This is a genomic window from Pseudomonas sp. NFPP12, assembly GCF_900103205.1.
In the GTDB taxonomy this organism is placed as follows: Bacteria; Pseudomonadota; Gammaproteobacteria; order Pseudomonadales; family Pseudomonadaceae; genus Aquipseudomonas; species Aquipseudomonas protegens.
This window is the reverse complement of record NZ_FMWW01000003.1, coordinates 226,395-246,962: the sequence shown is the minus strand read 5'-3', so window position 1 is coordinate 246,962 and position 20,568 is coordinate 226,395. Positions and strand designations below refer to the sequence as shown.

At 65.0% G+C, this 20,568-nt stretch carries 19 protein-coding genes; 15 read left to right on the top strand and 4 right to left on the bottom strand.

Annotated elements, in window-relative coordinates; all coding sequences use genetic code 11:
* Nucleotides 1-32: 32 nt before the first annotated feature.
* Both BLS75_RS13915 and olsB read right to left on the bottom strand, forming a co-directional pair.
* A complete protein-coding gene (locus BLS75_RS13915) occupies nucleotides 33-827 on the bottom strand; it encodes a lysophospholipid acyltransferase family protein (protein ID WP_072451104.1) in 795 nt (264 codons plus the stop codon).
* Nucleotides 827-1,582, bottom strand: coding sequence for an L-ornithine N(alpha)-acyltransferase (gene olsB, locus BLS75_RS13910; protein WP_015634439.1), 756 nt, complete (start codon nucleotides 1,580-1,582; stop codon nucleotides 827-829). Before olsB ends, BLS75_RS13915 begins: the two co-directional genes overlap by 1 nt.
* A 140-nt stretch (nucleotides 1,583-1,722) precedes the next feature.
* Between olsB and BLS75_RS13905 the strand changes: the two genes are divergently transcribed.
* The 9 genes from BLS75_RS13905 (at nucleotide 1,723) to BLS75_RS13860 (ending at nucleotide 11,476) form a co-directional block, all read left to right on the top strand.
* Nucleotides 1,723-2,601, top strand: coding sequence for an acyl-CoA dehydrogenase middle domain-containing protein (locus BLS75_RS13905; protein ID WP_011059683.1), 879 nt, complete (start codon nucleotides 1,723-1,725; stop codon nucleotides 2,599-2,601).
* 208 nt (nucleotides 2,602-2,809) lie between these two features.
* The gene (locus BLS75_RS13900; RefSeq protein ID WP_019096075.1) at nucleotides 2,810-3,907 is read left to right on the top strand and encodes a serine hydrolase domain-containing protein; all 1,098 of its coding nucleotides are present in this window, start codon (nucleotides 2,810-2,812) and stop codon (nucleotides 3,905-3,907) included.
* Nucleotides 3,904-4,233 carry a hypothetical protein gene (locus BLS75_RS13895; protein ID WP_011059685.1) on the top strand — a complete coding sequence of 110 codons (330 nt, stop codon included), beginning with the start codon at nucleotides 3,904-3,906 and terminating at the stop codon, nucleotides 4,231-4,233. Before BLS75_RS13900 ends, BLS75_RS13895 begins: the two co-directional genes overlap by 4 nt.
* Before the next feature lie 171 nt (nucleotides 4,234-4,404).
* A complete protein-coding gene (locus BLS75_RS13890; RefSeq protein ID WP_072451103.1) occupies nucleotides 4,405-5,580 on the top strand; it encodes a M20 aminoacylase family protein in 1,176 nt (391 codons plus the stop codon).
* A gap of 101 nt (nucleotides 5,581-5,681) precedes the next feature.
* Nucleotides 5,682-6,992 (top strand): MFS transporter, encoded by a 1,311-nt coding sequence (locus tag BLS75_RS13885; RefSeq protein ID WP_011059687.1) that lies wholly within the window; start codon nucleotides 5,682-5,684, stop codon nucleotides 6,990-6,992.
* A complete protein-coding gene (locus BLS75_RS13880; protein ID WP_072451102.1) occupies nucleotides 6,989-8,452 on the top strand; it encodes an amidase in 1,464 nt (487 codons plus the stop codon). Before BLS75_RS13885 ends, BLS75_RS13880 begins: the two co-directional genes overlap by 4 nt.
* Nucleotides 8,453-8,532: 80 nt before the next feature.
* On the top strand, nucleotides 8,533-9,300 hold the full coding sequence (locus BLS75_RS13875; protein ID WP_015634445.1) for an IclR family transcriptional regulator: 768 nt from the start codon (nucleotides 8,533-8,535) through the stop codon (nucleotides 9,298-9,300).
* A 435-nt stretch (nucleotides 9,301-9,735) separates the two neighbouring features.
* Nucleotides 9,736-10,317 (top strand): YceI family protein, encoded by a 582-nt coding sequence (locus tag BLS75_RS13865; protein ID WP_011059691.1) that lies wholly within the window; start codon nucleotides 9,736-9,738, stop codon nucleotides 10,315-10,317.
* Nucleotide 10,318: 1 nt separating this feature from the next.
* Entirely contained in the window at nucleotides 10,319-11,476 is a 1,158-nt protein-coding gene (locus BLS75_RS13860) for a phospholipase D-like domain-containing protein (RefSeq protein ID WP_015634449.1), read from the top strand.
* 243 nt (nucleotides 11,477-11,719) lie between these two features.
* On the opposite strand, the gene bglX is transcribed toward BLS75_RS13860, so the two are convergent.
* Entirely contained in the window at nucleotides 11,720-14,011 is a 2,292-nt protein-coding gene (gene bglX / locus BLS75_RS13855) for a beta-glucosidase BglX (protein ID WP_072451100.1), read from the bottom strand.
* A 382-nt stretch (nucleotides 14,012-14,393) separates the two neighbouring features.
* Here bglX and BLS75_RS13850 point away from each other — a divergent pair, with 382 nt between their 5' ends.
* The 5 genes from BLS75_RS13850 to BLS75_RS13830 all read left to right on the top strand — a co-directional run bounded on the left by BLS75_RS13850 (nucleotide 14,394) and on the right by BLS75_RS13830 (nucleotide 18,882).
* The gene (locus tag BLS75_RS13850) at nucleotides 14,394-15,002 is read left to right on the top strand and encodes a LemA family protein (protein WP_072451099.1); all 609 of its coding nucleotides are present in this window, start codon (nucleotides 14,394-14,396) and stop codon (nucleotides 15,000-15,002) included.
* Nucleotides 15,002-15,922, top strand: coding sequence for a TPM domain-containing protein (locus tag BLS75_RS32740; protein WP_072451098.1), 921 nt, complete (start codon nucleotides 15,002-15,004; stop codon nucleotides 15,920-15,922). Before BLS75_RS13850 ends, BLS75_RS32740 begins: the two co-directional genes overlap by 1 nt.
* 33 nt (nucleotides 15,923-15,955) lie before the next feature.
* Nucleotides 15,956-16,711 (top strand): TPM domain-containing protein, encoded by a 756-nt coding sequence (locus BLS75_RS13840; RefSeq protein ID WP_072451097.1) that lies wholly within the window; start codon nucleotides 15,956-15,958, stop codon nucleotides 16,709-16,711.
* 29 nt (nucleotides 16,712-16,740) lie between these two features.
* Nucleotides 16,741-17,358, top strand: a complete 618-nt coding sequence (locus BLS75_RS13835; RefSeq protein WP_072451096.1) for a TPM domain-containing protein — start codon at nucleotides 16,741-16,743, stop codon at nucleotides 17,356-17,358.
* A gap of 306 nt (nucleotides 17,359-17,664) precedes the next feature.
* Nucleotides 17,665-18,882 carry a class I SAM-dependent methyltransferase gene (locus BLS75_RS13830; RefSeq protein WP_072451095.1) on the top strand — a complete coding sequence of 406 codons (1,218 nt, stop codon included), beginning with the start codon at nucleotides 17,665-17,667 and terminating at the stop codon, nucleotides 18,880-18,882.
* Here BLS75_RS13830 and BLS75_RS13825 read toward each other — a convergent pair.
* Nucleotides 18,870-19,784, bottom strand: a complete 915-nt coding sequence (locus BLS75_RS13825) for a DMT family transporter (protein WP_072451094.1) — start codon at nucleotides 19,782-19,784, stop codon at nucleotides 18,870-18,872. The genes BLS75_RS13830 and BLS75_RS13825 overlap by 13 nt on opposite strands.
* A 196-nt stretch (nucleotides 19,785-19,980) precedes the next feature.
* Between BLS75_RS13825 and BLS75_RS13820 the strand changes: the two genes are divergently transcribed.
* Nucleotides 19,981-20,562, top strand: a complete 582-nt coding sequence (locus BLS75_RS13820) for a DJ-1/PfpI family protein (RefSeq protein WP_011059700.1) — start codon at nucleotides 19,981-19,983, stop codon at nucleotides 20,560-20,562.
* Nucleotides 20,563-20,568: the final 6 nt, after the last annotated feature.

The window sequence follows — 20,568 nt, the reverse complement described above, 5'->3', positions numbered from 1 at the left end:
TTTCGCCTGCAAGCCGGCTCCTACAGAGAGTTTCAGGCGGCGACCAGTTCGCCGTTGCGGCGTGGTTCGGCGGGCAGGGTTCGGTCACCGAACAGCGCCTTCTGCACTGCTTGCTGGGCCTGGAAGGCCAGCGCCGCACGTTCCTGGCCCTGGCAGGCAATCGGCTTGAGCAGGTGGATCTCCACCTGGCCCCGGTCATTGGCGAACAGGCGCATCAGGTGCGAGAGCAGATCGTCGTCGCCGATGAAGGGCGCCAGGGTATCGATCTGGCCGTCGCGCAGGTAACGGATCGCCACCGGTTGCAGGCAGACGTCGGCATCGATGGCGCTGGCCAGCAAGCGCCCGTGGAAGGTGCGCAGGCCACGGCCATCGGTGGTGGTGCCTTCGGGGAACAGCAGCAGTGGGTGCTGCTCCTGCAAATGCCGGGTCATCTGCTTGCGGATCAACTGGCTGTCACCGGCGCCGCGGCGGATGAACAGGCTGCCGGCCTTGGCGGCCAGCCAACCGGCCACCGGCCAGGTGCGCACTTCGGCCTTGGACAGGAAGGACAGCGGCGTCAGCATGCCCAGCAGCGGGATATCGGTCCAGGACACATGGTTGCTGATCCAGAGCATCGGTTGGCGGGGCAGCTCGCCATGCACCGAGACCTGAAAGGGCAGGGCATTGCTCAAGCGTGCCATGAAGAAGCGCGACCAGCGCTGGCGCCGGACCATGGAGTTGGCGACCCCCAAGCGTTCCAGCAAACCGAAGATACTGGCCATGCTCAGGCCCAGCGCCACCACCAGCAGCACTCGGGCGATGCGCCCGTAGACCCGCAGCCGGCGCATCAGACCGCCGCCTTGAAGTGCCGGGCGTAGCGCGGGCACAGCTCGTCGCGCTTGAGCAGGATGAACACATCGGCGACCTGGAAATCCTCGTCCCAGCACGGCTCGCCGCAGATCTTCGCTCCCAGGCGCATGTAGGCCTTGAGCAGGGGCGGCATCTCGGCGATCACATTGGACGGAATGTCCAGGCTCGGCAGCGGGTTCTTCGGCTCGGCCCGCAGGTGCTCGGTGCACAGGTAGCGCTCGCGCAGGCGCTGCATGATCGCCTGGGCCTGCACGCCGCCGTCCTGCATGGGGATGCTGGCGCAACCCATCAGGTAGCTGTAGCCGCCCTGATTGAGCACTTCCGCCAGTTCGCCCCAGAGCACGGCGATGGTGCCGCCGTTGCGGTAGGCCGGGTCGACGCAGGTGCGGCCGATCTCCAGGATCGGCCCCTTGAGCTGCACCAGGCCGTGCAGGCTGAATTCTTCTTCGCTGTAGAAACGCCCCAGGCTGCTGGCGGCCTGGTGGTCCAGCAGGCGGGTGGTGGCCACCAGGCGCCCGGTGTTCAGGTCGCGCACACCGATGTGGCTGCAATGAACGTCATAGTCATCCATGTCCAGACCCAGTTCCGCGCCCTTGAGCTTGGCGTTGAACTCGCCACTGAAGACGTTGAAACGCAGGGCCTGGGCTTCTTGCAGAGCCTTCGCGCCGATCAGGCGTTCGGCTTGCAGGCGGCGTTCAGTGCCGGTGTCGCTGATGCGGGCGATCTGAGTCATCGTGAATCTCCGTGCGGGCTACTGACCCGCCTTGGGTTGCAGCCAATCGACTTTGTTGTGCAAAGTCAGGCTATGTAGCCCCGGTGTCATCGCCATGAAGCTTTGGTGATGCTTATATGACAGCCCCTGAGGACCTTCGAATGCCCTGGCAAGCCCTGCTCGAGAGCCGTGAACGATTGCCCGCCAACCCCGACCTGGCCGAGGGCTACGGGGCTTTGCTGGCGCACCTGGGCAACGTCACGCCCTTCGAACTGGCGGTGCGCGGCGGGCGCTTGATGGCCACCCCGGGGCTGGCCTTCCTGGTGGGCTACCAGGCGGCATTGCGCATGTTGTGGCCCAGCGCGCCGTCCAGTCTGGGGGCTTTGTGCGCGACCGAACGCCGCAGCCTGCGCCCGGCAGACATGCAGACCCGCCTGGAGGATCTGCGCCTGCACGGGCGCAAGGATTTCGTCACCGCCGGCGATGCCGCCGACTGGCTGCTGGTGGCGGCTCGCTGCGAAGCCCCGGGGGAGCGCGCAGCCCTGCGCCTGACGGTGGTCTATCCCGGCGAGCCCGGGGTCAAGGTCCAGACCCTGCCCGCCATTGCCCTGATGCCGGAGATCAGCCACGGCTGCCTGGAGCTGGACAACGCCGCCTGCGAGTTGCTGGCCGGCGACGGCTGGGATGCCTACGTCAAGCCGTTCCGCACCCTGGAAGACATCTATGTCCTGAGCGCCATGCTGGCCTGGCTGTACGGCGTGGGGCAGGACAGCGGCTGGCCGCAGCCCTTGCAATTGCAATTGCTGGGCTTGCTGGCCGGCTGTGCCGAAGCCAGCCGGCAGAACCCGGCGCTGAGCAGCGGGCACATTCTGCTGGCGGGCCTGTTCGTGCAGTTCGAGGCGCTGAAACCCGAGATCGGCATTGCCTTCGCCCAGGGGCCACAGCTCTGGCGCGAGCAATGGACCCGCGACCAGGCCCTGCTGGACCTCGCCGCCAGCGCTCGCGCACAGCGCCTGGCCAAGGCCCTGGCCTCCCTGTAGGAGCCGGCTTGCCGGCGAAGGGGCGCGCGAGGAATGCGCAGTCTCCGAAACCGCATTCGCTGGCAAGCCAGCTCCTACAAGAAGCGGTTCTCGCGCCCTATCGAATATTCGGCCAACCCTGTAGGAGCCGGCTTGCCGGCGAAGGTTGTCGCGAAACGGTCATGTGCCCGCAATAGGCTCGGCCCCAGACGGCTCTCGAGTGTCCTTCATGCCCAAAGCTTGGTTGCTGCTGGCCCTGCTTCTATTACTCAGCCTGCCGGCCCGGGCCGAGGAGTGGCCGGCGCTGCAATGGAGCCAGGGCACGCCAGCCAGCGGCCCGGCGCTGCAGGCCCTGGAGGAATACGCCTTTGTGCCCCGGGACGATGAATCCCGCCAGGGCATTCGCACCGACGCCTTGCTGGTGATCCGCGACGGTCGACTGCTCTACGAGCGCTACGCCGGGGCAACCGGGCCACAGACGCCCCATCTCGCCTGGTCTGCCAGCAAGAGCCTGCTGGCGGTGCTGCTGGGGGTGGCCTTTGGCGAGGGGCGGTTCCAGTTGCAGGACCCGGCGGCGAAGTTCTACCCGCCGCTCGAGGCCCATCCCGACATCACCCTGGCGGACCTGCTGCACTGGGCCTCGGGCCTGGATTGGCAGGAAGACTATGAATACGCCCCTCTCAACTCTTCGGTGGTGGCCATGCTCTACACCCGCGGGCACCGGGACATGGCCGCCTTCACCGCGCAACAGGCCGCCTCCGGCCCGCCGGGCCAGGTGTTTCGCTATTCCAGCGGCGACAGCAACCTGCTGGCGGCCAGCCTGCGGGGCATGGTGGGGGAGGGGCAGTATGCGGACTATCCCTGGCGTGCCCTGTTCGAACCCCTGGGCATCACCCAGGCGGTGTGGGAGCGTGATGCAGCCGGCACTTTCGTCGCTTCCTCGTACCTCTACCTGACGGCCCGCGATCTGGCTCGCATTGGCCTGCTGATGCAGCGCGATGGCCGTTGGCGCGACCGGCAATTGCTGCCCAAGGCCTGGGTCGAATTCTGCCGCACGCCCTTTCGTGGCTATCGGGCCAACCAGGACGTGGCCGTGGCGGGCGGGCACTGGTGGCTCAACCGCGAGGTGGACGGGGCGCCACGGCCCTGGCCGGATGCCCCCGCCGATACCTACGCCGCGCTGGGACACTGGGGCCAGGCGCTGTATGTGCTCCCGGCGCAGCGCCTGGTGATCGTGCGCTATGGCGACGACCGTGACGGCAGCTACCAGCACAATGAACTGCTCAAGCGGGTGCTGGCCGCCTTCGCCACGCCGGAGCAGCCATGAAGCCCTGGCCCTTGATCCGTCGGCGTCCGCTGCTCAGCCTGCTGGCGCTCGGGCTGCTCCTGCTGCTGGGCTGGGGCTGGCAGCAGCGGGTGGCGTTGCAGGCCTTCCCGGACATCCTCGGGGCCTACACCGCCAAGGAGTACTGCTCCTGCCGTTACGTCATGCAACAACCTGCCGACTACTGCCGCGCCTACGTGCGCCAGTACCTGCCCACCAGCGCTTTTCTCGATGAGCCGCAGCCCCGTCGTGTCACCGCCAGCGCGCTGGGGCGCACCCATAGCGCGGTCTGGCGCAGTGCCCGTGAAGGTTGCCGCCTGGACCCCTGACCGGGGTCGAAACGATGGCGGCAGCTTTGTGTTCCATCCAGTGGAACCACATTTGATTGTCCTGTGCCCCGGCTCGCGGTTATCTGACGCAGAGCTTCGAGCACGCCCTGGCCCTCGTGCAGCGCTCCGAAAAAAAGAACGGGAACCCACCCGGCCCAGAGGAGATACGCCATGACCCGACACCAGCACATTCTTGCCTGGCTCAACGATGTCGCCAGCGACCTGCGAGCCATCCGCCAGGACATTCACGCCCACCCCGAGCTGGGTTTCGAGGAAAATCGCACCGCGGCGCTGGTGGCCCGCAACCTTGAAAAGTGGGGTTATGAAGTGCACACCGGCGTGGGCCGGACCGGCGTCGTAGGGGTGCTGCGCAACGGCAGCAGCCCCCGCACCCTGGGCCTGCGGGCCGACATGGACGCCCTGCCGATCATCGAGAACACCGGGGTGCCCTACAGCAGCCGCTACAGCGGTTGCATGCACGCCTGCGGGCATGACGGCCACACCACCCTACTTCTCGGGGCGGCCCGTTACCTGGCGGCGACCCGGCAGTTCGACGGCACCCTGAACCTGATCTTCCAGCCGGCGGAGGAGGGCCAGGGTGGCGCCGAGGCCATGCTTGCCGACGGCCTGCTGGAGCGCTTCCCCTGTGATGCCCTGTTTGGCCTGCACAACATGCCGGGGCTGCCGGCCGGGCACCTGGGCTTTCGCGAGGGGCCGATGATGGCCTCCCAGGACCTGCTCAACGTGATAGTCGAAGGCGTCGGCGGCCATGGCTCCATGCCGCACCTGACGGTAGACCCGCTGGTGGCAGCGGCGAGCATGGTCATGGCCTTGCAGACAGTGGTAGCGCGCAACATCGATGCCCAGGAAGCCGCGGTGGTCACCGTAGGTGCCCTGCAAGCGGGCGAGGCGGCCAACGTGATTCCCCAGCAGGCCCTGCTGCGCCTGAGCCTGCGGGCCCTCAACGCACCGGTGCGCGAGCAGATGCTGGAGCGGGTCAAGGCCATTATCCGCACCCAGGCCGAGAGTTTCGGTTGCTCGGTCAGCATCGAGCATCGCCCGGCCTATCCGGTGCTGGTCAACAGCCCGGAGGAAACCGAGTTCGCCCGCAAGATCGGTGTCGAGCTGGTGGGGGCCGAGGCGGTCAACGGCAATACGCCGAAGCTGATGGGCAGCGAAGACTTCGGCTGGATGCTGCAGCGCTGCCCGGGCAGCTACCTGTTCATCGGCAACGGCGTGGCCCAGCCGATGGTGCATAACCCGGGTTACGACTTCAACGACGACATCCTCCTTACCGGCGCGGCCTATTGGGGCGCCCTGGCGGAAAGCTGGCTCAAACCGTCCTGACCCTTCCTGTTCCTGTGTCCCTGACTGCCCCGGGCGTGCTGTAGGCGCCCGGCACTTTAGCGAGCCCGCCAGAAGGCTCAAAAGTCTCCAAGGAACATCCCATGAGCGTCTCGACTCCCTCTGTTTCCAGGACCCGGCAGGTGGTTGCCGCCGTGGTCGGCAACGCCCTGGAATGGTACGACTTCATCGTCTACGGCTTTCTCGCCAGCTTCATCGCTCGCCAGTTCTTTCCCGCGGAAGACGAATACACCTCGCTGCTGATGGCCCTGGCCACCTTCGGCGTGGGCTTCTTCATGCGCCCGGTGGGCGGTGTGCTGCTGGGGATCTATTCCGATCGCAGGGGCCGCAAGGCGGCGATGCTGGTGATCATCCAACTGATGACCCTGGCCATCGCGATGATCGTGTTCGCCCCCAACTATGCGGCCATCGGTATCGGAGCGCCGCTGCTGATCGTGGTGGCACGCATGCTCCAGGGCTTTGCCACCGGTGGCGAGTACGCCAGCGCCACGGCCTACCTGGTGGAGAGTGCGCCGCCCCACCGCAAGGGCCTTTACGGCTCCTGGCAGTTGGTGGGGCAGTGCCTGGCGGTATTCAGCGGGGCGGCGATGGTGGCGGCGGTGACCCATTTCTTCTCGCCCCAGACCCTGGAACTCTGGGGCTGGCGCCTGCCATTCGTGATCGGCCTGTTGATCGGTCCGGTGGGGCTGTGGATCCGCAAGTACATGGAAGAGCCGCAAGCCTTTGTCGAGGCACGCAAGCAGGTGCGTGGCAAAGGGCCCGGGTTGTGGCAGGTGGTATCGGCCTATCGCCGAGCGATCCTGGTGTCCATGTGCATGTGCTGCGGGGGCACCGTGTCCTTTTATGTGGTGCTGGTGAACATGCCGACCTTTGCCCACACCAACCTCGGCCTGCCCCTGGATCAGGTGCTGTTGGTGCAGATGTTCGCCGTGGCCCTGATGACCCTGGTGATTCCCTTTGCCGGGGCCCTGTCGGATCGCATTGGGCGACGTCCAGTGCTGATGGCGTTCACCCTGGCGTTTTTTGTCATGGTCTATCCCTTGTATGTGTGGGTCGCTGCGGCGCCATCCATCGAGCGCCTGCTGGTGATGCAGATGCTGCTGTGCGGGGCCATCGGCGGTTTCTTTGGCCCCGGCCCCACGGCCCTGGCCGAGCAGTTTCCCATCGAGGTGCGCTCCACCGGAGTGTCGGTGGCGTATAACGTCACGGTCATGCTGTTCGGTGGCTTTGCGCCGTTGATCGTGACCTGGCTGAGCAAGGTCATGGCCACGCCGGTGGCGCCAGCCTTCTATGTCCTGCTGACCTCGGTCCTCAGCCTGCTGGGTACCTACTGCATGTATGACGCGGTCAGAGACGAAAAACCCGATGCCGTGAGCCTGGGAGGTGAGTCTTGATCAACCCCGCAGAACCATCGATCAATACATCGATTGTCGACCTGGATGCCCTGGCGCTGTCCCGGGCCATCCATGCCCGCGAGCTGTCCTGCCGCGAAGTGATGCAGGCCTACCTGGCGCAGATCGAGCGCTGCAATCCACTGGTCAATGCCCTGGTCTCGCTGGGAGACCCCGAGGCCCTGCTGGAGCAGGCCGACGAGCGAGACCGGCAGTTGGCCCAGGGCCAGTCCATGGGCTGGATGCACGGCATGCCCCAGGCGATCAAGGACCTGGCGGCCACCGCCGGGATGACCACCAGCATGGGTTCGCCGCTGTTTGCCGAGCACGTGCCCCAGGGGGATGCCATCAGCGTGGCGCGGGTCCGGGCCAGTGGCGCGATCATCGTCGGCAAGAGCAACGTGCCCGAGTTCGGCCTGGGCTCCCATACCTACAACCAGCTGTTCGGCACCACGGGCAACGCCTACGACAGCACCCTGTGTGCCGGCGGCAGCAGCGGCGGGGCCGCGGTGGCTCTAGCCCTGCGCATGCTGCCGGTGGCCGACGGCAGCGACATGATGGGCTCGTTGCGCAACCCCGCAGCCTTCAACAACGTGTTCGGCATGCGGCCCTCCCAGGGCCGGGTGCCGTTCGGCCCGACTCCGGAACTGTTCGTGCAGCAGTTGGCCACCGAAGGTCCCATGGGGCGCACGGTGGCCGACGTGGCGCGGCTGTTGGGCACCCAGGCCGGGTTTGACGCCCGGGCGCCTCTGTCGCTGAAGGACCCATCGGCGCTGCCGGAGGCGGCGCTGCAACGAAATGTGAAGGGCCTGCGCCTGGGCTGGCTGGGGGACTACAACGGCTACCTGGCCATGGAGCAGGGCGTACTGGGCCTGTGCGAAAAGGCCCTCGGGGATTTCGCCAGCCTGGGCTGCGAGGTGGAAAGCTGCCAGCCGGACTTTTCCCTGGCCCAGCTCTGGGATTGCTGGCTGGTACATCGCCACTGGCTGGTCCAGGGCTCCCTGGGGGCGCTGTACGACGACCCGGACAAGCGCCGCTGGCTCAAGCCGGAAGCGTGCTGGGAAGTGGAGGGCGCGGCGAAGCTGAGCGCGGCGGATGTGTATCGCGCTTCCCAGAGCCGCAGCGACTGGTATCGTGCGTTGCAGCGCCTGTTCGAGCGTTACGATTTCCTGCTGCTGCCCACCGCCCAAGTGTTCCCTTTCGATGCACGGCAAGCCTGGCCGCGGCAGATCGATGGGCAGGAAATGGACACTTACCACCGCTGGATGGAAGTGGTGATCGGCCCGACCCTGGCCGGCTTGCCCAGTATCAGCATTCCGGTGGGTTTCAACCTGGCCGGTTTGCCCATGGGGCTGCAGATCATCGGTCCGGCCCAGGCCGACCACGCCGTGCTGCAATTGGCTTACGCCCATGAGCAGCTGACGCAGTGGGTGCGGCAGCGGCCGCCGGGCAACCTGCGGTAATCAAAGGGGTGTGGTCGCCAAGGTCCGCAGGCCCGCATCTTGCTGGGTAAAATCTTTTCCTCAGTCAGGGAGCTCGGACTATGGCCAGCAAGGTAGAAACCGGCAGCGTGCGCTCAGTGGAGCGGGCCCTGGCCATTGTCGAGCTGATCGGCCAGCACCAGGCCCTGGGCCTGGAGGAGCTGCACTACCTGACGGGCCTGGCCAAGGCCACGGTATCGCGCATGCTGCTGACCCTGCAGGAACAGGGCTGGATCTATCGAGGCCTGAGTGACCGGCGCTACCGCCTGAGCGCCCGGAGCCTGTTCGGAGACAGCCGGCAGCGCTTCAAGCGCCAGATGGTGGAGCAGGCGGCGCCCTGGTTGCTGGAATTGAGTGCACGTACCGGGTTGGTCACCGACCTGTCGAGCTTCGACGGCGAGAGCCTGGAGGTCCTGGAAAGTGCGGTGCCTGAGGTATTGCGCAAGCGCTACCCGAGCAACAGCCGGATTGTCGGCCAGCATGCCAGCCTGTTTCATTCGGCCATGGGCAAGGCCTGCCTGGGGGCCCTGGCCAGTGCAGAAGTCGAGCGTCTGGCCGAGCAGGAGCAGGTGCCGGCCGAAGCCCGGCAACAGTGCCTGGAATCCCAGCACCTGGGGTTCGGCCAGCGCACCGAAGGGCACTGGGAATACCCGGTGCGCCTGCCGTTCCTGATCCGCGCCGTGGCCTTGCCGCTGCAGGCCGAAGGCCGGGTGATCGGCAGTATCGCCCTGCACTGGCCGCGGGACCTGGCCTGTGTCGAACAGGTGCGCAACCGCCACCTGTGGCTACTGGCGGAAACCGTCGAGCAGGTGCAGAAAGACATCGCCTGAAACCTCCCGCTCGGGTATTTCTGCGCTCCCACATCCTCCTTTGGTATCGGGTTCCTGCTGTGCAACCAGTGCCCGTCGCTTTCAACCCGCGGCTCCTCGGTGAAACTGGCCCACCGCTTGGAACTGGCTCCAGGGCGCGACTCCGATATGCATGCCATCAGGTGGCGTCAGCACAATACCGGCAAGCGCCTTGAATATTCCTGAATGCGCGGGCTGTATGAGCCGCAGCGCTCCCCCGATGCCCGACCCATGGAACAGCTTATCCATGCAGGATGAGGAGGGTTTCAGCTGCTGGGAGGCATCATCAGCCATAGCGCCGAACGCTTCTACCTGAACTATACCTACCGCTTCCAGCTCTACTGCGCCGCCTGCCGTGACGTTTGCCAGCCTTCTGGCGGGCGGTTAAGGTGGCGCCTTCTGTTCATGGGAGCTTGCATGCGTACGCCGATCCGCCTTCTTTTCAGCCTGCTCGGGGTACTGGCCCTGCCGGCCCAGGCCAACTGGTACCTGGACAACGAGTCTTCCCGCGTGTCCTTCGTCACCACCAAGAACGCCAGTGTTTCCGAGGTCCAGCGCTTTCTGGTGCTGCATGGCAAGGTCGATGGCAAGGGCCAGGCGCAGTTGCAGATCGAACTGGAGTCGGTGAGCAGCGGGATTCCCTTGCGCGATGAGCGCATGCGCCAGGAACTGTTCCAGATCGCCCAGTTTCCCGAGGCGCGGATCAGTGCACAGATCAACCTGCGACCGATCAACGACCTGGCCCCCGGCGCACAGATCGAATTGCTGTTGCCGGTCACCGTCGCCCTGCACGGCGAGGAACACACCTACAACGCCGAATTGCTGGCCACCCGCCTGGATGACCGGCGCTTCCAGGTGGTGACCCTGGAACCTCTGGTGCTCAACGCCGAGGACTTCAACCTGGCCCCCGGCCTCGACAGCCTGCGCAAGATGGCCGGGTTGTCGGCCATCAGTTTCTCGGTGCCGGTGGGTGCGGTGCTGATCTTCACGGCGCGCTGACATGCGCGCAGCGGTGTTCCCCTGGCGCGAAGGCAACCGCTTCGAGTTGCTGATCGACGGTCCGCAGTTCTTCCCGCGGATGCTGGTGGCCATTGCCCGCGCCCAGCACCAGGTGGAACTGGAGCTGTACCTGGTGGAAGCCGGGACCTGCGCCGAGGCCATGGTCCAGGCCCTGGTGCAGGCAGCGCAGCGCGGGGTACGGGTGCGCTGCCTGTTCGACGACTACGGCAGCCTGGCCTTTACCCAGGCCCTGCGCCGCAGCCTGACCGAGGCCGGTGTCGAACTGCGCTTCTACAACCGGCTGAAATGGCGCCAGGGCTTTCTCAACCTGTACCGCGATCATCGCAAGCTGCTGCTGGTGGACCAGGCCCTGGCGGTGGTGGGCGGCACCGGAGTCACTGATGAGTTCTGGAAGCCCGAGGACAACAGCTGCGACTGGCATGAGGTGATGGTGGAGATTGCCGGCCCCATGGTCAGCGACTGGCAGCAGCTGTTCGACCGGCAATGGAGCGCCAACCTGTATCGCGGGGCCTGGAAGCCCGGTGCCGATTTCGGCCTGCCACGCCTGCCGCGCCTGCCCGATACCGGCGAGGGCATGGGCCGGGTGGCCTACGCCGACGCCCGTCAGCACCGCGACATCCTGCATTCGCTGATCCGGGCCCTGAGCAGCGGGCAGCGGCGCATCTGGCTGGCGACTCCGTATTTTCTGCCCACCTGGTCGGTGCGCCGTTCGTTGCGCAAGGCGGCGGCCCGAGGCCTCGACGTACGCCTGCTGCTGACCGGGCCGCGCACCGACCACCCGGCGGTGCGCTATGCCGGGCACCGCTACTACCCGCGCCTGCTCAAGGCCGGTGTGCGGATTTTCGAGTACCAGCCGCGTTTCCTGCACCTGAAGATGGCACTGGTGGACGACTGGGTGAGCGTGGGCTCGTGCAACTTCGACCACTGGAACCTGCGCTTCAACCTGGAAGCCAATCTGGAAGCCCTGGACCCTGCGTTGACCCAGGCAGTGGTGGCGAGTTTTGACGCCGACTTTGCCCAGAGCGAGGAAGTCAGCCTGGCGGTGTGGCGCAAGCGACCGCTGTGGCGGCGGATCAAGCAGCGGATATGGGGTTGGGTCGACCGTCTGGTGGTCAACCTGCTGGATCGGCGCGGCTGACTCACGCGGCTGACCGTCACGGCTGACACGGCTGGCTGTAGCCGCTGCCGCAGGCTGCGAACGAGCGCGAAGCGGTCGCGGCGGTCGTGAGTCCGATGGAGGTTTGGCTGGAGATCGACAAGCAAGGTCCTGCGGACCTTTGCGCAGCCTCGCAGGCTCGGCAGCGGCTACAGGTATTGCAGCGATTGTGGGGATTACAGAAGGAGTCGGCCGGCGCAGGTCATGCGCCGGCCGCTGGCAGGCTCAGAGCAGTTCGAAGCTCTGTTGCTTGACGTCCTGGGAATCCAGGCCGATCTGCACATTGAAGTCGCCCGGCTCTGCGGCGTACTTGAGCTGCGCGTTGTAGAACTTCAGGTCGTCCTCGGTGATGGTGAAGTGAATGGCTTTCTCTTCACCGGCCTTGAGCATGACTTTCTGGAAGTTCTTCAATTCCTTGATCGGGCGGATCATCGAGCCGGCCACGTCCTGGATGTACAGCTGCACCACGGTTTCGCCGTCACGCTTGCCGGTGTTCTTCACCGTCACGCTGGCGTCGAGCTTGCCGCTCTTGTTCAGGGTGGTGGAGGACAGGGCCATGTCCGACAGGCTGAAGCTGGTGTAGCTCAGGCCATAGCCGAACGGGAACAGCGGGCCGGTGGTGTCGTCGAAGTACTGCGAGGTGTAGTTGCCCGGCTTGCCCGGGGTGAACGGCCGGCCGATGGTCAGGTGGTTGTAGTAGGTGGGGATCTGCCCCACGGAGCGGGGGAAGGTGATCGGCAGCTTGCCCGACGGGTTGTAGTCGCCGAACAGCACGTCGGCGATGGCGTTGCCACCTTCGGTGCCGCTGAACCAGGTTTCCAGGATCGCATCGGCCTGCTGGTTTTCTTCCAGCAGCGACAGCGGCCGGCCATTCATCAGCACCAGCACCAGTGGCTTGCCGGTGGCCTTGAGGGCCGTGATCAAGTCGCGCTGGCTGGCAGGAATGTGCAGGTCGGTGCGGCTCGAGGATTCGTGGGACATGCCTCGGGATTCACCCACCGCGGCCACGATCACATCCGATTGCCGGGCGGCCTTCACCGCTTCGTCGATCATCTGCTGCGCCGTGCGCGGGTCGTCCACCACTTCCGGGGCATCGAAGTTGAGGAAGTTCAGGTAGTCCACCACCTTCTTGTCGGCGGTGATGTTGGAGCCCCGGGCGTACACCAGTTGGGCCTTGTCTCCCAGTACATTGCGCATGCCGTCGTAGAGGGTCACCGATTGCGCCGGCACCCCGGCGGCGGCCCAACTGCCCATCATGTCGATCGGTGCCTTGGCCAGCGGGCCCACCAGGGCGATCTTCGCGGTTTTCTGCAGTGGCAGGGTGTCGTTCTGGTTCTTCAGCAGCACCAGGCTGCGTCGCGCGATATCCCGGGCGTCGCTGCGGTGCAGGCGGCTTTCGGCGTTGGTGTCGGCGGGGTCGTCCTCGGCCTTGCCGATGCGCACGTACGGGTCCTTGAACAGGCCCATGTCGTACTTGGCGGCCAGCACTTCACGCACGGCGTTGTCGATGTCCTTCTGTTCTATCTCGCCGGACTTGAGCAGCCCCGGCAGCTCCTTGCCGTACAGCGAATCGTTCATGCTCATGTCGATGCCGGCCTTGATCGCCAGTTTGGCGGCTTCACGTCCGTCCTTGGCGACGCCATGGCGGATCAGCTCGATGATCGCCCCGTGGTCGCTCACCGCCAGGCCCTTGAAGCCCCATTCCTTGCGCAGCAGGTCGTTCATCAGCCAGGTGTTGGAGGTGGCGGGCACGCCGTTGATCGAGTTCAGGGCCACCATCACCCCGCCGGCGCCGGCGTCGATCGCCGCGCGGTAGGGCGGCAGGTAGTCCTGGTACATCTTCACCGGGCTCATGTCGACGATGTTGTAGTCGCGACCGCCTTCCACCGCACCATACAGGGCGAAGTGCTTGACGCTGGCCATGATGCTGTCCGGCAGGGCAGGGCTCTGGCCCTGGTAGGCCTTGACCATGACCTTGGCGATGCGCGAGACCAGGTAGGTGTCTTCGCCAAAGCCTTCGGAGGTACGGCCCCAGCGCGGATCGCGGGAGATATCGACCATCGGCGCAAAAGTGATGTCCAGGCTGTCGGCGCTGGCTTCCTTGGCGGCAATGCGCCCGGAGCGGCCGATGGCATCCATGTCCCAGCTGGAGGCCAGGGCCAGGCTGATGGGGAAGATGGTCCGGTGGCCGTGGATCACGTCGTAGGCGAAGAACATCGGGATCTTCAGCCGGCTGCGCATGGCCGCGTCCTGCATCGGCCGGTTTTCCGGGCGGGTGATGGAGTTGAAGGTGCCGCCGATATTGCCCGCGGCAATTTCCTTGCGGATCAGCTCGCGGGGCATTTCCGGGCCGATGCTGATCAGCCGCAGCTGGCCGATCTTCTCTTCCAGGGTCATGCGCTTGAGCAGGTCGCTGATAAAGGCTTCTTTGTTTTCCAGGGGGACCGGGGCAGTTTCGGCCAATACAGGGTGACTGGCCAGGCTGACCAGCAGGCCCAGCAAACACAGCTTCTTCATGAATATTGTTCTCAAGGGCTCGAGACCGACGCATGAGTGACGCGTCGAACAGCCAAAATTTAGGGAGCGACTATTGTTGTTCAGATAATTCCCGCACACTTCAGGCCATGTGAAAACTGCTGCGTTCGGCAATACGGCGTTAAAAACAGGCTCGGAATGCTCATGTAGGCTCCTACACTCCGCTTCCTCGCCTGTTTTTGCCTTGTCTTGCCTTCACTCGCGACGTTTTCACACCGCCTTATTTCTGAACTCTTTTTCGCGCTGGGCATCTTTTAGCCCATCAGCCCGATGCATTCCAGTGGCGCAGGCAGATTTTGCCCACAGGATGTGTGAAAGCGGGCAAAAGCTTCATTTCAATCAGGTTGTGCAAGGAGCCTCACCCATGAACATCACTCAAAGCCTGCGTTCGAGCTGGCCCATCGCTGCCTTGTTGCTGCTTACCAGCCTGCTCAGCGGCTGCGGTATCAACAACATTCCGACCCTGGACGAGCAGGTCAAGGCCGACTGGGGCCAGGTGCAGAACCAGTACCAGCGCCGCGCCGACCTGATCCCCAACCTGGTGGAAACCGTCAAGGGCTACGCCAAGCACGAAGAGCAGACCCTCACCGCGGTGATCGAGGCGCGGGCCAAGGCCACCTCGATCCAGGTGGACGCCAGCACCCTGGACAACCCGGAAAAACTCAAGCAGTTCCAGCAGGCCCAGGACCAGTTGAGCGGTGCCCTGAGCCGCCTGATGGTGGTCTCCGAGCGCTACCCGGACCTCAAGGCCAACCAGAACTTCCTGGCCCTGCAATCCCAGCTTGAAGGCACCGAGAACCGCATCGCCGTGGCCCGTCGTGACTTCATCCTGGCGGTGCAGAAGTACAACACCGAGATCCGTACCTTCCCCGGCCGCCTGTGGCACAGCCTGATGTACAGCGACATGCCGGTGCGTGAGTCCTTCGAGGCCACCAGCCCCGACGCCGAGAAAGCGCCGCAAGTCAAATTCTGATGAGCCACGGGCGGCGCGTGCTGCAAGGCGCGCTGCTGTGGCTATGGCTGGTGGGTGGCGCCGTACTGGCGCAACCACCCGGGCCCACACCCACGGATGGGGTGCCGTTGCGTTCGTCGCAACCCGCTGTCCAGGTCGAGCCCGCACCGACCACTGCGACAGCGGCACCGATTGAACGCTTGTTTCCCAAGCTGACCGGGCGGGTGGTGGACACCGCGCAGTTGCTCACGCCATCCGCGCAGGTCTACCTGGCGCAGATGCTGGAGCGGCTCGAGCAGACCACCACCGACCAGGTCGTGGTGGCCACGGTGCCGAGCCTGGGAGGCCATAGCATCGAGGAGTTCGGCCTGCAGTTGGGCCGGCACTGGGGGATCGGCCGGAAGGACAAGAACAACGGCGTCCTGTTGCTGGTGGCCAAGGACGATCGCAAGGTGCGGATCGAGGTCGGTTACGGCCTGGAGGGGCGGCTCAACGACATGGTGGCCCACTTCATCATCGATGGTTCGATCATTCCGTACTTCAAGGACGACCTGTATTCCTCGGGGATCATTGCCGGGGCCACGTCCATCGTGAACGTACTGTCGTCCACCGACCGGCCGATGCTGGTGTACCGCTCGGTGGAGAAAAGCTGGTACCAGGACATCGAGTGGATGTGGTGGTTCGAGAGGTTGTTCTACCTGGTGTTCGTCGGTGTACCGTTGTTCGGGTTCCTGACCCAATGGCGCAGCGGCGATGACTCGCCGGTTGTTGCCAGCGGCGATTCGGCCAGGCGCGAAACCAGGGCCGAGCGCGACACCGGTTCGAGCAGCAGTTCGTTCGACTGGTTCGACTCCAGCAGTTCCAGCTCCAGTTCAAGCTCGGGCAGCTTCAGTGGGGGCGGTGGCAGTTTTGGCGGTGGCGGGGCGTCCGGCAGTTGGTAGCACAAGCGGACAATCATTAAGGACGAGGTGCTGATGCGACTCTATAAAATTGGCCTGGTGCTGTTGCTCTGGGTCTTTGCGGTCTCGGCCCAGGCCGAGCTGAAGTTCCCGGCCCTGAGCGGGCGGGTGGTGGACGACGCGCAGATGATCGAGCCGACCACCAGCGCCCTGCTGACCCGGCAACTGCAAGCCCACGAACAGGCCACCGGCGAACAGCTGGTGGTGGTGACCCTGCCGGACCTGCAAGGCGCCAGCATCGAGGAATTCGGCTACCAGTTGGGGCGCCACTGGGGCATCGGCCAGAAGGACAAGAACAACGGCGCGCTGCTGATCGTGGCCCGGGACGAGCGCAAGCTGCGCATCGAAGTGGGCTACGGCCTGGAGGATCGCCTGACCGACGCCCAGGCCTCGGTGATCATCAACCAGGTGATCACCCCGGCGTTCAAGACCGGGCAGTTCAGCAAGGGCATCAGCGACGGGGTCTCGGCCATGCTCCTGGTGCTGGGCGGCACGCCGCTGGACGAGCCGACCACGGTGTATGACAGCGGTGATAGCAGCAGCCAGGACGACTTTGTCCAGCGTCACCCGTTGCTGTTCATCTTCCTGGTGCTGCTGTTCATCCTGGTGATCATGGTGGCGCAGGCGCTCGGCTTGATCACCACCACCAGTGGGCGCGGCGGTGGCGGAGGCGGTGGCTTCGGCGGTTTTGGTGGCGGCTCCGGCGGCGGGGGCGGCTTCAGTGGTGGCGGCGGCAGCTTTGGCGGCGGCGGTTCCTCCGGCGGCTGGTAACTGACAATAAAAAGCGGAAATCCAACGACATGGCATTACTCAGTGAATTCGAACAACGGCAGGTGGCCGAAGCCATCGCCCGGGTGGAACAGCAGACCGACGCCGAACTGGTGACGGTGCTGGCGGCCCGGGCCGACGACTACGCCTATATCCCGCTGCTCTGGGCCAGCCTGCTGGCGCTGGTGGTGCCGGGGCTGGTGCATTACGCCACCGGCTGGCTGAACATGCACCTGTTGCTGCTGGCGCAATGGGCGACCTTTATCGTGCTGTGCCTGGTGTTCCGCCTGCCGCGGGTCACCACCCGGCTGATTCCGCGATCGGTGCGTCACTGGCGCGCTTCCAACCTGGCCCGGCGCCAGTTCCTCGAACAGAACCTGCACCACACCGTGGGCGGCACCGGGGTGCTGATCTTTGTCAGCGAAGCCGAGCGCTATGTGGAGATCCTGGTGGACGAGGGCATCTCCAGGCGCCTGGACAACAAGAACTGGAACGCGATTGTCCAGGCCTTTACCCAGCAGGTCCGGCAAGGCCAGACCCTGCTGGGCTTCCTTGATTGCATTGAAGCCAGCGGCGAGTTGCTCAAGACCCATGTGCCCCTGACCCAGGTACGCAACGAATTGCCCAACCGCCTGGTGGTGCTCAACTGACCCACCCAGCTGGGGACTATGGCGTGCTACCTGTGTAGGAGCCGGCTTGCCGGCGAAGAGGCCCCCGAGTCTTGCACCGCCCTTAAGGACGCCTTCGCTGGCAAGCCAGCTCCTACAGCGGTGCGATACCGTTGTTGTTCTTGTAGGGGCCGGCTCGCCGGCGAACAGCTCCTTGAGCCTTGCACCGCCCTCGGGCGAGGATTTTTTACCGTCGGGTGAATAACTTCGTGCCCCGGCGGGGCTTGCTCCCTAAAATACCCGCTATTCCCTGATCGACACCGCGCATCGCCCGAGGCTCCCGCCCCCATGTCTGTTACCGCACCTTCCGCCCGCCCTGCGCCGGATCATCACGCCCAGTTCCTGCAACTGCTCGACACCAGCCTCACGCAGAACGCCTTTATCAAGCTGGTACTGGCCAAGCACGTGGGCCCGGAGGCGGACCTGCAACGCCTGATCATCAAGCAACTGACGGTCAAGGAGCAGCCGTGCCTGTCCTTCGTCTATCGCTACAAGACCCGGGACATCACCAAGAACTTCTCCCTGGACGAAGGCATCGCCGCCATCGCCGAGCTGCTGCCGGCTGCGTTCAAGAACGCCCACCTGCTGACCCTCACCGACGAGGTACAGCTCGAATACAGCAAGAAGGGCAAGAGTTCGCTGTTCAAGGGCAAGCCGCAAACCCAGCGCGATGCGCCGTCCGCCGAGCACAACCGGGAGAAGAACCGCTTCCTCGACCTCAGCCGGCCGTTTCTCGCCGACCTGGGGGTGACCAACAAGCAGCATGAGCTGATTCCGGCGATGTCACGCAAGTGGAAGCAGATCAACAAGTTCATCGAGGTCTTCAGCCACGCCCTGGGCAGCTCGCCGATCAAGCTCGACCAGCCGGTGCGGGTGGCGGACTTCGGCTCCGGCAAGGGCTACCTGACCTTCGCCATCCACGACTACCTGCGCAATACCCTCAAGGCCGAGGGCGAAGTCACCGGCGTCGAGTTGCGCGAGGACATGGTGACCCTGTGCAACGCCGCCGCGCAGCGCCTGGAGCACCCGGGCCTGGTGTTCAAGTGCGGTGACGTGCGCAGCGTGGCCCCCAGCCAGCTGGAAGTGATGATCGCCCTGCACGCCTGTGATATCGCCACCGACTACGCGATCCACACCGGTATCCGCTCCGGCGCGGCGATCATCATGTGCTCGCCGTGCTGCCACAAGCAGATCCGCCAACAGATCCAGAGCCCGGCGCTGCTCAAGCCGATGCTGCAATACGGCCTGCACCTGGGGCAGCAAGCGGAAATGGTCACCGACAGCCTGCGGGCGCTGTTCCTCGAAGCCTGCGGTTATGAAACCAAGGTCTTTGAATTCATCTCCCTGGAGCACACCAACAAGAACAAGATGATTCTGGCGGTCAAGCGCGCCGAACCGCAGGATCCCAACCAGCTGCTGGCCAGGATCGAAGAGCTCAAGGCCTTCTACCAGATCAGCGAACACTGCCTGGAAACCCTGCTCAAGGCCGACGGTTACCTCGGCTGAGGGCTGGCCGGCGGCGTGGACAGCGGTGTGGCCGGGCGCACCGCGGTCTTGCGCCCCAGGACCACGGTAAGGATCACGCCCACCGCGAACACCCAGGTAATGGGCTGCACCTGCTCACCGAAGAACAGGGCGGAAAAGGCGATGGTGAAGAAGATCTGCAGTAGCTGGATCTGGCTCACCCGAGCAATTCCGCCCATGGCCAGCCCGGCATACCAGGCGAAAAAACCCAGGAACTGCGAGAACAGCGCAACGTAGCCGAAGGCCCACCAGGTCCTCATGGAAATCGCCCCCTGGTGCTGCGCCGCCAGGTACCACACCGGGCCGATCAGCAGCGGCGTGGACAGCACCAGAGCCCAGCAGATCACCTGCCAGCCACCCATCTCCCGCGCCAGCCGGCCCCCTTCGGCATAACCCAGGCCGCCCACGGCAATCGCCCCGAGCATCAGCACATCACCGGCCTGGATGCTGCCCGCGCCACTGAGCAGCGCATAACCCAGCACCAGCGCACTGCCCAGGGCGGCGCAAGCCCAGAAGGCCTTCGACGGCCGTTCGTGGGACAGCCACGCCGCATACAGCGCCACGCACAACGGTTGCAGGCCATTGACCAGGGCGCCGTGGGACGCGGGCAGGGTCTGCATGGCCCAGGCCGAAAGCACTGGAAAGCCGAGGATCACCCCGAGAATCACCACGCTCAGGCCCTTGACCTGTTTCCAGGTCGGCCATCTTTCCCGGCGCCAGAGCAGCAGCAAGGCCGCCGGGATCGCCGCGAACAGCGCGCGGCCCAGGCCGTTGAGCAAGGGGTGCATCTGCTCCACCACTATCCGGGTGAAGGGCAGGGTCAGGCTGAAAATGATGACACCCAGCAGGCCGAGGGCCATGCCGGTGTTTTCGCGCGAGGACATGATGCCTACCAGAATTCGTACAGGGACACAGGTGCCTGCATCTAGCCATAAAGCCGCGCGATCCTGGTGCTACAGCTGGGTGCAGAGTTGTCCGTACAGTTGTCGCTGTAGTACCGGGTTATTACCCAGGCCGGTGGATTGGGGCTACCTTGAATACTCCTTGCGCCCCCGTCTTTCACTGAAAGGAGTCCACTCCATGGCCGCGAAAAAGATTCTCATGCTGGTTGGCGATTACGTCGAAGACTACGAAGTGATGGTGCCGTTCCAGGCCCTGCTGATGGTCGGTCACAACGTGCATGCGGTGTGTCCCGACAAGAGCGCCGGGCAGACCGTGCGCACGGCGATCCACGACTTCGAGGGCGACCAGACCTACAGCGAAAAGCCGGGCCATCTGTTTGCCCTGAACTTCGATTTCGCCCAAGTGAAGTCCAGCGATTACGACGCCCTGCTGATCCCCGGTGGCCGTGCCCCGGAATACCTGCGCCTGAACGAAAAGGTCCTGCAACTGGTCAGGGAATTCGACCAGGCTGGCAAGCCGATTGCCGCGGTGTGCCACGGTGCGCAACTGCTGGCGGCGGCCGGCATCCTCGAAGGCCGCGAATGCAGCGCCTACCCGGCCTGCGCCCCGGAAGTGCGGCTGGCGGGGGGCACCTATATCGATATCCCCGTGACCCAAGGCCATGTTCAAGGCAATCTGGCCACCGCCCCGGCCTGGCCGGCGCATCCCAGTTGGCTGGCCGGTTTCCTGGGCCTGCTGGGCACCAAAATCACCCTGTAAGCGAGG

Bases quoted from the DNA above. Each gene is read 5' to 3' on its own strand.
- BLS75_RS13885 (WP_011059687.1), top strand. From the start codon at position 5,682: ATGAGCGTCTCGACTCCCTCTGTTTCCAGGACCCGGCAGGTGGTTGCC.
- BLS75_RS13840 (WP_072451097.1), top strand. From the start codon at position 15,956: ATGCGACTCTATAAAATTGGCCTGGTGCTGTTGCTCTGGGTCTTTGCG.
- BLS75_RS13895 (WP_011059685.1), top strand. From the start codon at position 3,904: ATGAAGCCCTGGCCCTTGATCCGTCGGCGTCCGCTGCTCAGCCTGCTG.
- olsB (WP_015634439.1), bottom strand. From the start codon at position 1,582: ATGACTCAGATCGCCCGCATCAGCGACACCGGCACTGAACGCCGCCTG.
- BLS75_RS13825 (WP_072451094.1), bottom strand. From the start codon at position 19,784: ATGTCCTCGCGCGAAAACACCGGCATGGCCCTCGGCCTGCTGGGTGTC.
- BLS75_RS13915 (WP_072451104.1), bottom strand. From the start codon at position 827: ATGCGCCGGCTGCGGGTCTACGGGCGCATCGCCCGAGTGCTGCTGGTG.
- BLS75_RS13850 (WP_072451099.1), top strand. From the start codon at position 14,394: ATGAACATCACTCAAAGCCTGCGTTCGAGCTGGCCCATCGCTGCCTTG.
- BLS75_RS13830 (WP_072451095.1), top strand. From the start codon at position 17,665: ATGTCTGTTACCGCACCTTCCGCCCGCCCTGCGCCGGATCATCACGCC.
- bglX (WP_072451100.1), bottom strand. From the start codon at position 14,011: ATGAAGAAGCTGTGTTTGCTGGGCCTGCTGGTCAGCCTGGCCAGTCAC.
- BLS75_RS13875 (WP_015634445.1), top strand. From the start codon at position 8,533: ATGGCCAGCAAGGTAGAAACCGGCAGCGTGCGCTCAGTGGAGCGGGCC.
- BLS75_RS13865 (WP_011059691.1), top strand. From the start codon at position 9,736: ATGCGTACGCCGATCCGCCTTCTTTTCAGCCTGCTCGGGGTACTGGCC.
- BLS75_RS13835 (WP_072451096.1), top strand. From the start codon at position 16,741: ATGGCATTACTCAGTGAATTCGAACAACGGCAGGTGGCCGAAGCCATC.
- BLS75_RS32740 (WP_072451098.1), top strand. From the start codon at position 15,002: ATGAGCCACGGGCGGCGCGTGCTGCAAGGCGCGCTGCTGTGGCTATGG.
- BLS75_RS13860 (WP_015634449.1), top strand. From the start codon at position 10,319: ATGCGCGCAGCGGTGTTCCCCTGGCGCGAAGGCAACCGCTTCGAGTTG.
- BLS75_RS13890 (WP_072451103.1), top strand. From the start codon at position 4,405: ATGACCCGACACCAGCACATTCTTGCCTGGCTCAACGATGTCGCCAGC.
- BLS75_RS13900 (WP_019096075.1), top strand. From the start codon at position 2,810: ATGCCCAAAGCTTGGTTGCTGCTGGCCCTGCTTCTATTACTCAGCCTG.
- BLS75_RS13820 (WP_011059700.1), top strand. From the start codon at position 19,981: ATGGCCGCGAAAAAGATTCTCATGCTGGTTGGCGATTACGTCGAAGAC.
- BLS75_RS13905 (WP_011059683.1), top strand. From the start codon at position 1,723: ATGCCCTGGCAAGCCCTGCTCGAGAGCCGTGAACGATTGCCCGCCAAC.